9 protein-coding genes are annotated in these 13,262 nt (G+C 64.3%); 5 read left to right on the top strand and 4 right to left on the bottom strand.

The genetic code is table 11. The features are described 5' to 3' along the window. Positions 1-73 precede the first annotated feature (73 nt). On the bottom strand, positions 74-502 hold the full coding sequence (locus J0W34_RS17665) for a molecular chaperone DnaJ (protein WP_227816571.1): 429 nt from the start codon (positions 500-502) through the stop codon (positions 74-76). Positions 503-552: 50 nt separating this feature from the next. Continuing rightward, on the bottom strand, positions 553-2,283 hold the full coding sequence (locus J0W34_RS17660) for a glutamine--tRNA ligase/YqeY domain fusion protein (protein ID WP_230971698.1): 1,731 nt from the start codon (positions 2,281-2,283) through the stop codon (positions 553-555). Between the two features lie 213 nt (positions 2,284-2,496). Here J0W34_RS17660 and J0W34_RS17655 point away from each other — a divergent pair, with 213 nt between their 5' ends. Genes J0W34_RS17655 through J0W34_RS17635 form a run of 5 tightly spaced genes read left to right on the top strand, consistent with a single transcriptional unit; the run spans position 2,497 to position 12,031 of the window. Then, positions 2,497-4,524 carry a TonB-dependent receptor plug domain-containing protein gene (locus tag J0W34_RS17655; protein ID WP_230969654.1) on the top strand — a complete coding sequence of 676 codons (2,028 nt, stop codon included), beginning with the start codon at positions 2,497-2,499 and terminating at the stop codon, positions 4,522-4,524. 12 nt (positions 4,525-4,536) lie between these two features. Continuing rightward, complete coding sequence (locus J0W34_RS17650; RefSeq protein WP_230969653.1) at positions 4,537-6,564, top strand: TonB-dependent receptor plug domain-containing protein; 2,028 nt, start codon at positions 4,537-4,539, stop codon at positions 6,562-6,564. A 4-nt stretch (positions 6,565-6,568) separates the two neighbouring features. Beyond that, the gene (locus J0W34_RS17645) at positions 6,569-7,099 is read left to right on the top strand and encodes a YfiR family protein (protein WP_227816567.1); all 531 of its coding nucleotides are present in this window, start codon (positions 6,569-6,571) and stop codon (positions 7,097-7,099) included. Between the two features lies 1 nt (position 7,100). After that, positions 7,101-9,896, top strand: coding sequence for a hybrid sensor histidine kinase/response regulator (locus J0W34_RS17640; RefSeq protein WP_230969652.1), 2,796 nt, complete (start codon positions 7,101-7,103; stop codon positions 9,894-9,896). Between the two features lie 8 nt (positions 9,897-9,904). Then, positions 9,905-12,031, top strand: a complete 2,127-nt coding sequence (locus J0W34_RS17635) for a putative bifunctional diguanylate cyclase/phosphodiesterase (protein WP_230969651.1) — start codon at positions 9,905-9,907, stop codon at positions 12,029-12,031. 5 nt (positions 12,032-12,036) lie between these two features. Here J0W34_RS17635 and J0W34_RS17630 read toward each other — a convergent pair whose 3' ends face one another. Together J0W34_RS17630 and J0W34_RS17625 are read right to left on the bottom strand one after the other, a co-directional pair. Further along, positions 12,037-12,738, bottom strand: coding sequence for a DUF3379 family protein (locus tag J0W34_RS17630; RefSeq protein ID WP_227816564.1), 702 nt, complete (start codon positions 12,736-12,738; stop codon positions 12,037-12,039). After that, positions 12,735-13,250: a sigma-70 family RNA polymerase sigma factor gene (locus J0W34_RS17625; protein ID WP_230969650.1), complete on the bottom strand. Its 516-nt coding sequence runs from the start codon at positions 13,248-13,250 to the stop codon at positions 12,735-12,737. Before J0W34_RS17625 ends, J0W34_RS17630 begins: the two co-directional genes overlap by 4 nt. Positions 13,251-13,262 lie beyond the last annotated feature (12 nt).

Here is a 13,262-nt window from a genome sequence, read left to right as displayed (position 1 = left end):
TGCCCGGCGTCATGCAATTGCAAAAAATGACACATGGATGGCCGCTGCGGCGGCTGCCCGGGCCGGATACCGATCAGCGATCAGTGGGCCGAGTGTCCGTTTGCGTCAGGGGGCGGGCAACCATCGATGAGGAGGTGTCGAGCGAGGCGTCGGCGCGCGGTGGGTTGGCGCCATGCCAGACGGTGGCGGTGCCATAACCGATCATGGCTGCTGCCACGGCCCAGCCGATCAGGACCAGACGACACGCGCCCTTGCTTCGCACCGGGGTGGCCGGCGCCGAGTGCTGCGCGGACTCCAGGGCAAGACGTGCGAGCCTGGCGTCATAGGCATGACGGGCTTCGGGGTTGCGCAAGGTCGCGTAAGCGTCATCTACGAGCCGTCCCGCCGCTGGATCATCACCAAGATCGCACTGTGTGCGCAGGTGCTCGTAGGCGGCGTCGACAATCGGCGGCGCGGCGTTGGGAGCGATCTGCAGGACATCGTAGAGGGTGCGCGTTTTCATCAATGGAACAACTGACTACGTCAAAATCGCACCCTCGTTCGGGTGCTGGTTTACGAGCCAGAATTCTTCCACGAATCCTTCAGCGTCACCGTGCGATTAAACACGGGAGATCCGACTTGATGGTCGAAGCGATCCGCCACGAAATAACCGTGGCGTTCGAACTGGTAGCGTGACTCCGCGGTGGTGTCACCCAGCGACGGTTCCAGACAGGCCCGGATCGTGCGTTTGCTGTCGGCATTCAGATCGTCAAGGTAGTTGCGTTCGAGATCTTCGGCATCGCCCTCGCGGCGTTGCCCCGGGTGCGGATAGGCGAACAGGCGATCATAGAGGCGCACTTCGGCTTCGACGCCGTGTTCGACGCTGACCCAGTGCAGGTTGCCCTTGACCTTGTAGTTGTCCGCACCCGGCGTACCCGATTTGGAGTCCGGGAAGTATTCGCATGTGACGGCCGTGATGTTGCCCTCGGCATCCTTCTCGCAGCCGGTGCATTCGACCACGTAGCCGTAGCGCAGGCGCACCTTGTTGCCCGGGAACAGGCGGCGGAAGCCCTTGACGGGCTCTTCCATGAAGTCTTCGCGCTCGATCCACAGTTCGCGGGAAAAGGGCATGGTGCGGCTGCCCAGTTCCGGCTTGAGCGGGTGGTTGGGCGCGTTGCAGTCCTCGGACTGGCCTTCGGGGTAATTGGTGACGATCAGCTTGACCGGATCGAGCACGGCGACCCGACGCTCGGCCGTGTCGTTGAGATGCTCGCGCATGCACTCTTCGAGCACGCTCATGTCGATCCAGCTGTTGGCCTTGGAGATGCCCACGCGCTCGGCAAAGTTGCGGAAGCCTTCGGCGGTGAAACCGCGACGACGCGCGCCGATGAGGGTCGGCATGCGCGGGTCGTCCCAGCCGTCGGTGTGGCCGCCTTCGACCAGCTCGATGAGCTTGCGCTTGGAAAGCACCACATAGGTGAGGTTCAGACGCGCGAATTCGATCTGCTGGGGCAGGGGGCGCTCGAAGAAGCCCCCTTCGGCCAATTGCTCGAGCAGCCACTCGTAGAACGGGCGCTGGTCTTCGAATTCGAGCGTGCACAGGGAGTGGGTGATGTTCTCGATGGCGTCTTCGATGGGATGCGCGAAGGTGTACATCGGATAGACGCACCACTGGTCGCCCGTGCGGTGGTGGCTGGCGTGGCGGATGCGGTAGATGGCCGGGTCGCGCAGGTTGATGTTGGGCGAGGCCATGTCGATCTTCGCGCGCAGGATGTGGGCGCCATCGGGAAATTCGCCGGCCTTCATGCGGGCGAACAGATCCAGGTTCTCGTCGATGGTCCGTTCGCGGTAGGGGCTGTTGCGACCGGGCTCGGTGAGGGTGCCGCGGTAGGCGCGCATCTCTTCGGCCGAGAGTGACTCCACATAGGCCTTGCCGGCCTTGATCAGGTATTCGGCGAACTCGACCATGCGCGGGAAGTAGTCGGAGGCGTAGTACAGGTGCTCGCCCCAGTCGTAACCGAGCCAGCGCACGGACTCGATGATCGCGTCCACATACTCCTGTTCTTCCTTGGTCGGGTTGGTGTCGTCGAAGCGCAGGTGGCACGCGCCGCCCAGCTCTTCGGCCAGGCCGAAGTTCAGGCAGATCGATTTGGCGTGGCCGTAGTGCAGGTAGCCATTGGGCTCCGGCGGGAAACGCGTCTCGATGCGCCCGCCCCACTTGCCGGCGCGCTGGTCCGCCTCGACAGCGGAGCGGATGAAGTTCTGGACAGGGGCTTGGGTCTCGTTGGACGGAGCAGACGACATGATCAAGGCGGTCGATTCGGACAAAGGCGGAATTGTAGCGGATGGCGGCGTGCTTGACGCGATTCGGCGCGGGGGGTGATGTGCTTGACGGCGGCGGGTGACATCGTGTCTAAAGGGGGCCGATGATGTGCCGATATCTCACACTGAGTCGAAATTCCATGTGACTGTTCGTGGCACCGGCCCCAATGCCGTTGCCCGATGCGAGAAAAGATCATGAGTCAGCCCAAATCGTTTGGGATCCACTGCCGCGCGCTGCTGATCCTCCTGCCGCTTCTTGCCGGGGCTCATCGTGCGGCTGCGGCGGAGCTTGACCCCCTGGATTTTTCCCTCGGGGAGCTGGTGACGCAGGAAGTGATCACCGTGGCCAAGAAGCGTCAGGAAATCGGCGACGTGGCAGCCGCAGTTTACGTGGTCAGTGCCGAGGATATTGCCCGCACCGGTGTGACGACCCTGCCGGACGCGCTGCGTCTCGTGCCGGGGGTGCAGGTGGCCGCACTGGGCAACAACCGCTGGGCCGTGTCGGTGCGCGGTTCGAATGGCCGCTTTGCCAACAAGCTGCTCGTGATGGTCGATGGGCGCACGGTCTATTCACCCCTGTTTTCCGGCACGTTCTGGGAGGCGCTCGACATCCCGATGGCGGAGGTGGACCGGATCGAGGTCATTCGCGGCCCGGGCGCGTCCATCTGGGGGGCGAACGCGGTCAATGGCATCGTCAACATCATCACCAAATGGTCTCGCGCCACCCAGGGTGAGGAACTGCGCCTGACCACCGGCAATGTGGATCATGCCCTGGCCTATGCACGCCATGGTGGGGCGCTCGATGGCGGGCACTACCGGGTCAGCTACCAGGGGCGTGTGCGTGGCGAGTCGAGCATCACGCCCAGCGGCCGGGATGGCAGTGACGAATGGGTGAATCACCGCATCGGCTTTCGCATGGAACGTTTCACCGATGACTGGGGTGAGCTGCAGGTCATGGGCGATGTCTATCGCAACGAGAGCGAAGACTACTGGTTTGTGCCCGACATCACCGCACCGGGTCTGTTGAGGCCAAACCCCTTCACTCAGCGAGACACGGGGGCATCGTTGAGTTTCAGCCTCAACCAGATCGAATCGGACCAGACGGAGCGCTCCGTGCAGGGGTCCTGGCAATACTTTAAGCAGACCGGTGACGTGCTCGACGAGACGCGTCACACCTTCGATCTCGAGGGGCAATACCTGTTCCGCACCGGCGCGCACGAACTGATCATCGGCGGCGGGCTGCGCTTCAACGACCAGTGGATCGAGGCCAACTCCGGGCTGTTCGTGATCAACCATCCGCATCGGCGCTACGGCCTGGTCAGCGCCTTCATTCACGACGATTTCACCCTGCTGCCCGATACGCTGACCCTCACCACAGGGTTGAAATTCGAGCACCACACCCTGACCGGCAACGAGTGGCTGCCCAATGTCCGTCTGGCCTGGCAGATCGCGCCGAAACACCTGCTGTGGGGTGCCGTGTCGGAAGCGACACGCACGCCGGCGGCGATCGAGACCGATACCAGTCATTTTCCATTCGTGCTCAACCAGATGCCGCCCGTCATCTCGCGGGTCAATGGCGCCGAGTCGCTGCGCACCGAGCGCATGCGCTCCTATGAGATCGGCTACCGGGGGCAACCGGATCCGACCGTGCACTTCGACGCCACGGCCTACTACATGAAGTACCGCAATCTGAGGACGCTGGTGCCGCAGCAAAGCGTCTCCGTCGAGCCGCCCTGGGTGGTGCAGGACGTGGACATGTCCTTTTCTGCCGGGGGCCGCGTGGCCGGGGTCGAGCTGGCGCTCGACTGGCAGCCAACCGCCCATTGGCGGCACCGCCTGGCCTACACGCGCACCCAGCCCAGCGCCGTGAATACGGGTAACGCGGTGGTCGACGACAGCACGGCGGCCTACCTGGCCCGGGTGCCACAGGAGGCCTTCAGCCTGCATACCACCTGGAAGCCGTACTCCGGCCATGCGGTGGACATGATCATCCGGCACGTGGACACACTGATTCATCAGCAGGCCGGCGTCGAGACCCCGCCGGCCTATACCGAACTCGATCTCGGATACGCATGGCGCTATTCGCGCCAGACCACGGTGTCGGTGGTCGGGCGCAACCTGCTCGATGCGCGCCATGCCGAGTTTGGCCGCGACTACATGCCCATGGCCGTGCGCGAGATCGAAAGGGCCGTCCATGTCACCGTCCAGTGGTCACTGGACTGAATCCGGAGTGTCATGAGAAGCAACGCAATCATCCCGGGGCTGGGGTCGCATTTCCGTAGCCGTCCGGTCCGGCTGGCCGTGACCCTGGCGACCGTGCTGACCGCCGCCACTTCGCCAAGTCAGGCCGCAAGCGACCTGCTTGATCTGAGCCTTGAAGAACTATCCGGCGTGGAGGTGCTGTCGGTCTCGCGCAAGGCGCAGCGCCTCGCCGACACGCCCGCCGCCGTGACCGTGCTGACCAACGACGACATCATGCGCTCCGGCGCCCGCAGCGTGCCCGAAGCCTTGCGGCTGGTGCCGGGGGTGCAGGTGGCGCGTATCGGCAGCGGCCGCTGGGCGGTGTCGGTGCGCGGTCTCAATGGGCGTTACGCCTCCAAGCTGCTGGTGCAGATCGACGGGCGCAGCATCTATTCCCCCCTGTTCTCCGGGGTGTTCTGGGACATCGAGAACCTCATGCTCGAGGACGTGGCGCGTATCGAAATCGTGCGCGGGCCGGGTGCCTCACTCTGGGGCGCCAATGCGGTCAACGGGGTCATCAATATCGTGACCAAGCGGGCCAGCGAGACCAGCGGTGCCCTCGTGCGTCTGTCGGTCGACCACCGCGGCACGCCGGAAGCGGCCGTGCGCCAGGGCTTCGAGCTTGGCGACTGGGCCGATGGGCGTGTGTATGCGCTGACCACCAATCGCGCCTCGTTCGAAACGATGGATGGTCATCGGATCGAGGATGCGCAGAACGGTTGGCGGGCCGGTTTTCGCATCGATTCAAAAGAGCGCGATCGCTGGTCTGTCAGTGGTTCGGTCTATCAGCACCGCGGAGAAGAAGCCGTCGATCTACCCGCGCCCGGCGCCCTTGATGTGGTGATCGACTATGAGGGCGCAAATCTGCTGGCGTCGCGCAAGTGGGACTGGCTGGGCGGCGAGGCCACGCTGAGGGCCTATCTCGATTACCAGAGCATTGACATGAATCCGGTGGCCGGCGCGATCGTATCGACCGGCGACGTGGACTTCCAGCATCGACTCATGCCGATGGGGCGGCATGAGTGGATCTGGGGGCTTGGCGTGCGCTACCAGAATGCGGAGGCTCGCGCCCGGCAGACGACCTTGCGGTTCGATCCGGAAGTGACTCAGCTCAAGACGGTCAGCGCCTTCGCCCAGGACGAAATCACGCTGGTGCCCAAACAATGGCGTCTGAGCCTCGGGGCCCGGTTCGAGGCGCGCAACGAGAGCACGCCCGAGTGGCAACCCAGCGCACGGCTGATGTGGACGCCCACGGATCGGGACAGTCTCTGGGCACATTGGTCGCGGGCCGTGCGCACCCCATCGATCGGCGAGCGCACGACCGACTTCATCATCGGCACCCAGCAGGTCAGCGTACCGCCCTTCGGCACCTTCCCGTTCACCGTGATCTCCCGCGCCAACCCGGACCTGAAGCCGGAGAATCTTCGTGCGATCGAGCTGGGCTACCGCCGTCAGCTGGACGCCGGCAACCTGGAAGCCGTACTGTTCCGGCACCGGTACGATGGGCTCGTTTCTCAGCACATGGGCAGCGTCGATCCGCTCATGCAGCGCATCTACATCGACCGCGGCAGCGCAGGCAAAGCGGTATCGGAGGGGCTGGAACTGGCCGCCGACACGCGCGTGCACCGCAACGTCCGACTGCTTGCCGCCTACACCCTGCTGCGGGTGCATTTCGACGAAACCGACGACGCGACACAGGCGGCGGCCAACGATGCGATTCAATCGCGCAATGCCAATCACTGGCTGACTGTGCAGGCCCGTGTCGATCTGCCGGGGCGGCGCCAGCTCGACACCACCATCCGACACTCGGGTGCGCTCAAGACGCCGGGGGCGGAGCGGGTGAGTTCCTACACCGTGACGGATGTGCAGTATCTGCAGCGTGTCAGCGAAAACTTCGAATGGTCGTTGGGTATCTATGACCTGTTCGATGAACATCACACCGAGTTCAACTCGGACCAGTTTCCTTCGCCCTACGCCTATGACGGGCGTCGCGCCGTGCTGACCGGACGCTGGCAGTTCTGAGCCCATGCTGCGCCGCCTTCTCATCCTCCTGCTGATGATGTCCTTCGCCGCGACGGCTCGTGCCGTCCCGACGGAGTATCAGCTCAAGGCGGTCTTCCTGCTCAACTTTGCGCGCTACGCCACCTGGCCTGAACAGTCTTTGCCGGAGGACGATCCGATCGATATCTGCGTGCTCGGCCGCGATCCCTTCGGGGCGCATCTGGCCGGGCTCGAATCTCGTCAGGCACAAGGGCGCGACGTGCGCATTCTGTATCCGGCCACGGCCACTGAAGCCCGGCAATGCGACGTGGTATTCGTTTCCGGCTCGGAGTTACGCCGGCTCAACGTGACCCTCCGTGAACTGGCCAATGCCCCGGTGCTCACGGTGAGCGACATTGAAGGGTTTGTGGAGGCGGGCGGTGCGATCGGCTTCGTGACCGAAGACGATCGGGTGCGTTTCGATATCAACCGCAACACCCTTGAGCGCGATCACATCAAACTGAGTGCGCAGCTGCTCAAACTCGCGCGCAAGTTGATCGGCGACGGAGGGCCCTGAGATGGCACGCTTCAGTGATCGCTCGATCGGAGAAAAGCTGCGCGCCATTGTGCTGGCCGGCATTGCCGTGGCGCTGCTGATCAGCTTCATGACCGTGGTGGGCAGCGAGTTCCGCCAGGAGCTCGGGCAGATTCGCGCACAGGCCAACATCTACGCCGACCTGGTGATCGAGAATGGTTCTGCGCCCATGCGCTTTGAAGACGTGGCCAGTGCCGAGCGCCTGCTTGGCTCCTTGCGCCATGTGGGGGCCATTCGCGCGGCCGTACTGTTGCGCAACGACGGACAGGTCTTCGCCACCTATCCCTCCGATCTGGTGGCGACCCACGAGCGCTTCGGCGATCTGATCAAGGCGCAGGGCGAGGGCGAAGGCCGGTGGCAGTTCCCTCGTTATATCAAGTCCTGGCCGGTCTTGCACGACGGTGAAAAGCTCGGCGATCTGGTGCTGGATGTGTCGCTGGCCGAGAACCTCAGTGACCTGGCGGAATGGACGCTGTTCGCCTGCGTCGGCCTGCTGGTCGGCGGCCTGGCGGCCACCATGCTGGTCAGGCGTGCCGAGCAGTCCATCGTACGCCCCATCATTCGCCTGGCGGCCATGGTCCGGGATGTGCGCAATCACGCGCGCTTCGATCTGCGCGCACCGGCCGGGCCCCGCGACGAGGTGGGCGACCTCATCGATGGGGTGAACAGCATGCTCAGTGAAATCGAGGAGCGTGACTCGGCGCTGGCGGCCCATCGGGATCGCCTCGAGATCGAGGTGGCGCACCGCACAGAGGAACTCTCGGCCGCCAAGGAAGAGGCCGACCGCGCCCGTGACGAGGCGCAGGACGCCAACCGCGCCAAGAGCCTGTTCCTGGCCAACATGAGCCACGAGATCCGCACGCCCATGAACGGGGTGCTCGGCATGGTGGAACTGCTCCGCGGTACGCCCATGAATGAACGCCAGTCGCGCATGATCGACACCCTGCACGGTTCGGCGGAGTCCCTGCTGTACCTCATCAACGACGTGCTCGACGTCTCCAAGATCGAGGCGGGCAAGCTTGAACTCGATTCGGTGGATTTCTCGCCCCGCAAGGCGGTCGAGGATGTGGCGCTGCTTTTTGCCGAGCGGGCGCAGCAAAAAGGGGTGGAACTGATTCTCGATATTGCACCGGACCTGCCCGAAACCGTGTGTGCCGACGGCCACCGCTTCCGTCAGGTGCTCAACAACCTGGTGTCCAACGCGGTGAAGTTCACCGCTTCGGGGTTCATTCGCATTGCCGTGCGCTCGGCGGTCCGCGATCACGAGGTGAGACTTCAGGTTCAGGTCGAGGATTCGGGGATCGGCATTCCCGACGACATGCGGCCACGCCTGTTCCAGGCCTTCTCACAGGCGGACAGCTCCATGGCGCGGCGCTACGGAGGCACCGGCCTCGGGCTGGCCATCTCCCGGCAACTGGCCCAGTTGATGGGCGGCAGCCTGACCGAAGACAGCGAACCCGGTTGCGGCGCACGCTTCAACTTCGACATCGAGGCCGCGCTGGTCACGGCCGCCACGCCTGTCGCGATCGGACCGCTGCGCGTGGCAGTGGTCGGTGGGGTGGCCCGGCAGCGTGAGGTGCTGGCGCGTCATATCCAGGCCTATGGCGCCGACGTGAGCACGTTCGAGGACGATGGCGCGCTGACAACCGCCGTGGCCAGTGATGGCCGCTTCGATGTCTTGCTCGTGGACGGCCAGGTCTCCGGCGAACGAGGGCGCGATCGCTTCGAGACGATCAAGGCGGCTGCCGATCGGATGGTGGCGCTTGTGCGGTTGCGCTCGGCCAGCGATGAAGAAGATGCGCGCCAGTCAGGCGCCGGCGGTTCGCTGTCCAAGCCGGTGCTCGATGGCCAACTGATCCGGGTGCTCGAGGGCAAGTCCGTCAGCGCCAGCGCCCGTCGGCCCGAGCGCACGGTCGGGCTGCGGACCAACGCCCGCGTGCTGGTGGCCGAGGATCACCCGGTCAATGCCGAGATCGTGTGTGCGCTGCTTGGCGAATGTGGTTGCCGTGTCACCGTGGCGGCCAATGGACGCGAAGCGGTGGCGGCCTATCAGGCCGGGGCCTTCGATCTGGTCCTCATGGATATCCAGATGCCCGAAATGGACGGCGTCGAAGCGACCCAGCGCATTCGCGAGATCGAGCGCGAGTCCGGGCATGATCGTGTGCCCATCGTCGCATTGACCGCCAACGCGCTGCATGATGATCGCAGTGCGGCACTCAGTGCCGGTATGGACGATTACCTCACCAAGCCGCTCACCGGCGAGCGCCTGCGAGCGGCCCTGGCGCGCTGGCTCACCGGCGTGGCGGCGGTCGAACTGACGGCGCCCAAGGCCGAGGAGAGCGCGGCCGAGGAGACCTCGGCGAGCGCACCGGCCCGGGCTGAGGCAGAATTGCCGCTGTTCGAACTGAAGACCCTGCTCGGGGTGCCGGGGGTGAAAGGCAATCGCGAGGCGCCTTTGCTCAAGCGCTTGCTCACGCTGTTCGTGCGCGAGACCAGCATTCAGCTCGACCAGTTGGAACAGGTGCTGGCGGTCGGCGATGCCGAAGAAGGGCAGCGCATCGTCCACAAAATGAAATCCGCTGCGGCGTCGGTGGGCGCCAGTCGATTGGCGGCCCAGGCACGCGAGCTGGATGCGCGACTGAAAGTGGGCGGGATCGACGGCGCAGCCGAGCGGGCTGCTATGATGCGATTGTCCTTCACAGGATATATGGACGCACTGGAATCCCACGGGATCTCGGCGGAGACACCCCCCTCGACGGTCGAGGGGAACGACGGATGACGGAGAGCATGAAGACTCGTCTGCTGGTAGTGGATGATGATGATGTCAATCGGATGCTGGCCTGCGAAGCGCTCAAGGAGGCCGGCTTCGATGTGGCAGAAGCCGCCGATGGGCAAAGTGCGCTCATGACCTATGCCGAGTTTCGTCCCGACCTGATCCTGCTCGACGTGATGATGCCGGTCATGGATGGTTTCGAAACCTGCCATCTGCTGCGCCAGCAAGGCGCACGCGAACCGATCATCATGCTCACCGGTCTGGAAGACACCGAGTCGATTGAAAAGGCCTACGAGCGCGGCGCAACCGATTTCATCACCAAGCCGATCAACTGGGTCCTGTTGCGTCACCGCGTGATCTACGCCCTGCGCGCGGCGCGGGCGCTCGATGAACTGGTGGCCAGTGAAAGCAACCTGCGTTCCGCTCAGCAGATTGCCCGTATCGGCAGCTGGAAGCTGCACATCGCCACCCACCGCTGCGAGCGTTCCGAAACCTACTGCGCCCTGTTTGGTGAAAGCGTCGAGACGTTTGGCTCGCGCATGGAAGATCTGTTCGAACGGGTGTATCCGGCCGATCGGGAGAAGGTGCGTGACGCCATCGAACAGGCGCGTCACGGGCAGCGCTATACCCTCGAATACCGCATCGTCCGGCCGGACGGCATCGTCAGCACCGCCCAGGAAGTGGCGGTGCCCGCGGTCGGTCCCGATGGCGACGTGGTGAGCGTGCAAGGGACCTTGCAGGACATTTCCGAGCGCGTCGAGGCCGAACGCAAGATTCGCCAGCTGGCTTATTTCGACGATCTGACCGGCCTGCCCAACCGCGCCCACTTCCGGGAGGCATTGCAGTCGGCGCTCCTGCGGGAAACGAGCCGGGGCGGCCATTGTGCGGTGGTGCTGATCAATGTGGACCGCTTCAAACGCATCAACGAAACCCTGGGGCAGGACAGCGCCGACCAGGTGCTTCAGGTGCTGGCGGTGCGTCTCGGTCAGGGGTATGGCGGCGCCAACATGAACGTGGTCGGCCCGGAGAGCATGGATGCGCCCCGCATGGCCCGCCTGAGCGCCGATAATTTCGGGCTGTTCATCGAAGGGGCCGAGGGGCGTGAGTCGGTCGAAGCCGAGATTCGCATGCTGTTGCAGCGGGCCAGTTCCCCTGTTCAGCAAGGGGAGCAGACGCTGAGCCTGTCGCTCAGTGCCGGTCTGGCCTTCTTTCCCGAGCACGGGCAGACGGCCGAGGGCTTGCTCAAGTGCGCCGAAATGGCGCTCGGGGCGTTGCGCCGGCGCGAGGCCCTCGACAGTATCCAGTGCTACACCGAACGCATGAAGGTCGACGCCTTCGCCCGTCTGTCGATGGAAAACGACTTGCAGCAAGCCGTCGAACAGCAGCAGTTCAATCTGCTCTATCAACCCAAGGTGGACGCCAACACCGGGATGGTGGTCGGCAGCGAAGCGCTCATTCGCTGGGAGCACCCCCTGGAGGGCACCATCACGCCGGATGCCTTCATTCCGCTCGCCGAAGAACTCGGCCTGATCAACACCATCGGTCAGTGGGTGCTGCGCCGGGCCTGCGAGGATCTGGCGCGCTGGCGCGAGAGCGGTGCCGCCCTCATGCCGGTGGCGGTCAATCTGTCAGCCAGCCAGTTCGCCCGACAGGATCTGCTCGAACAGGTCAAGGGCGTCCTGACCGAAACCGGCACTGATCCGGGGCTGATCGAAATCGAGGTCACCGAGTCGGCGCTGATGCGCGACACCCGGGTCACGGCCGACCTGATTGGCCGTCTGCATGACTCGGGCTTGTCGCTGGCCGTTGACGACTTCGGGACCGGATACTCCTCGCTGGCCTATCTCAAGCGCTTTGCGGTCAATACACTCAAGATTGATCGCTCTTTCGTTCAGGATTGCGATGCCGGGCAGGACGATCCGGCCATCGTCCGCGCCATCATCGCGATGGCGCGCAGCCTCGGCATCGGGCTGGTGGCCGAGGGTGTTGAAACGGTCGCCCAGGCGCGCGTGCTGCAGGCCGAAGGCTGTCCGATCATGCAGGGCTACCTGTTCTCCCGCCCCATTCCCGCCAGCGAGTTCGGCAAGGCCCTCAAGGTGGGCCTGCCGAACGCACGCCTGCTGGCGCGCCATACCGCCTGAGGCGTTCAGCCCTTCCAGCTCACCCGCTCTTTCATGAGCTTTTCGACGGCATCCACAATCTCCGGTGTTTCCGCGACGATGGCGTAGTAGCCTTGTCCGCCGGGCAGGGCACGTGCCGTCAGTCCGTCGAACTTGGCCTCAAGCACGGCCCCCGAGATGTCTTCGCCCGGGATCAGCAGCAGGGTCGCGGGGCCGGCCTCGGTTTCCAGCACGATGTGCCAGCCGGTCCCGTTGGGGACTGGGCACAGGCGCATGTAGCTGACCTTGCCGATGGGCGTCTTCATGGTGCCGCCGAAGTTGGCCATGACGAGCTGGAATCGCGACGGGTCCGCAAGACGATGCGTCGTGAATGACTGCGGCTCGTGTCGCACATGCTCGATGGCGAACTTGGCATAGTCGGTGTCCGGGCGAGGCTGCCACTGCACCATGCCGATGCCGAAGCTGAACACGAAGGCCGCCGCAATCGCCCACAGGCGCCACGGGCGCTTCTGTCCGCGATGAACACGCAACAGCACACGATCGGAGAGCCCTTCGGGGACGGGGACATTGAGGACCTGAGCCGCCTTGATTTCGGTGGCGTCGATACCCTGGGCAAAACGGCGGCAGTTCGGGCACTCGGCCAGGTGTGCGTTCGCCGCTGCGCTCAAACGCTTGGGGTCGGCGAGTTTTTCCCGACGCAGGTCCATGCAGGTGTAGTTGGTGCTCATTTCGCTCTCCGACGCGTTTGACCGGTGGCCGTTTCCAGCAGCCCTCTGAGGGCCTGGCGGGCACGGGTCAGTCGAACCATGATCGCCCCTTCGGTCGTCTCCAGCTGCTCGGCGATCTCGGCACAGCTGAAACCGCCCAGGGTCTGCAGCAGAAAGGGTTCGCGCAGCGACAGCGACAGCTGATCGATCACTTGTTCCAGTTCCATCAATTCCAGCGGATTGTCATCGGCGGCGATGGCCAGATCCTCCGGTGCGGCATCGACGATCTCGAGCCGCTTGCGTTCATACAGGCGGGCATGTTCGTTACGCACGATGGTGAGCAGCCAGGGTTTGGGCGTGCTCTTGTCGCGCAGCTGTTCCCAATTGCGCCAGGCCCGTGTAAAGGCTTCCTGCACAATGTCCTCGGCGACAAAACGGTCACCGCACAGCCAGTAGGCGAAGCGGTACATGTCGCTGCTGTAGGCGCGCACCACCTGATCGAAAGCGCGCCGCTGGCCCAGATTGAGTAGCATGAAAATGTCCTC

Source organism: Nitrogeniibacter aestuarii (assembly GCF_017309585.1).
Classification (GTDB): Bacteria; Pseudomonadota; Gammaproteobacteria; order Burkholderiales; family Rhodocyclaceae; genus Nitrogeniibacter; species Nitrogeniibacter aestuarii.
The sequence above is the reverse complement of the archived record's forward strand: the minus strand, read 5'-3'. Positions and strand labels throughout refer to the sequence as shown.

What these genes read in the sequence shown, in the direction of transcription:
- J0W34_RS17665 (WP_227816571.1), bottom strand. Translation starts at nt 502, where the DNA reads ATGAAAACGCGCACCCTCTACGATGTCCTGCAGATCGCTCCCAACGCC.
- J0W34_RS17660 (WP_230971698.1), bottom strand. Translation starts at nt 2,283, where the DNA reads ATGTCGTCTGCTCCGTCCAACGAGACCCAAGCCCCTGTCCAGAACTTC.
- J0W34_RS17655 (WP_230969654.1), top strand. Translation starts at nt 2,497, where the DNA reads ATGAGTCAGCCCAAATCGTTTGGGATCCACTGCCGCGCGCTGCTGATC.
- J0W34_RS17650 (WP_230969653.1), top strand. Translation starts at nt 4,537, where the DNA reads ATGAGAAGCAACGCAATCATCCCGGGGCTGGGGTCGCATTTCCGTAGC.
- J0W34_RS17645 (WP_227816567.1), top strand. Translation starts at nt 6,569, where the DNA reads ATGCTGCGCCGCCTTCTCATCCTCCTGCTGATGATGTCCTTCGCCGCG.
- J0W34_RS17640 (WP_230969652.1), top strand. Translation starts at nt 7,101, where the DNA reads ATGGCACGCTTCAGTGATCGCTCGATCGGAGAAAAGCTGCGCGCCATT.
- J0W34_RS17635 (WP_230969651.1), top strand. Translation starts at nt 9,905, where the DNA reads ATGAAGACTCGTCTGCTGGTAGTGGATGATGATGATGTCAATCGGATG.
- J0W34_RS17630 (WP_227816564.1), bottom strand. Translation starts at nt 12,738, where the DNA reads ATGAGCACCAACTACACCTGCATGGACCTGCGTCGGGAAAAACTCGCC.
- J0W34_RS17625 (WP_230969650.1), bottom strand. Translation starts at nt 13,250, where the DNA reads ATGCTACTCAATCTGGGCCAGCGGCGCGCTTTCGATCAGGTGGTGCGC.